Annotated in this window: 1 protein-coding gene; it reads left to right on the top strand. The window is 57.1% G+C overall.

Going from position 1 to position 448, the window contains the following annotated elements; translation table 11 throughout:
* A partial coding sequence (locus tag ACTHUR_RS20845) for a 3,4-dihydroxy-2-butanone-4-phosphate synthase (protein WP_440400706.1) occupies positions 1-448 on the top strand: 448 nt, incomplete at both ends.

Genomic DNA, 448 nt, shown 5'->3' with positions numbered 1-448 from the left:
GGACACACAGAAGCCGGCGTTGATCTGGCACAAATGAACGGCCTGATTCCCGCCGCCGTCATCTGCGAAATCATCAACGACGACGGCACCATGGCGCGCATGCCCGAACTGATGAAATTCGCCGAAGAACACAACCTCAAAATCGGCACCATTACCGACCTCATCGAATACCGCAGCCGCACCGAAAGCCTGCTCGAAGACATGGGCAACGCACCCGTACAAACCCCGTGGGGCGAGTTCCAACAACACGTTTACGTCGACAAACTCTCAGGCGAAACCCACCTCGCCCTCGTCAAAGGTACACCAACCGCCGACGAAGAAACCCTCGTCCGCGTCCACGAACCCTTCAGCGTCATGGACTTCATCCAAGCCAACCCGCGCCATTCCTGGTCATTGCCCAAAACCCTTGAGCGTATCCAAAAAGCCGAAAGCGGCGTAGTCATCCTCC

This window comes from Neisseria sp. P0021.S007 (assembly GCF_051956855.1).
The sequence above is the reverse complement of the archived record's forward strand: the minus strand, read 5'-3'. Positions and strand labels throughout refer to the sequence as shown.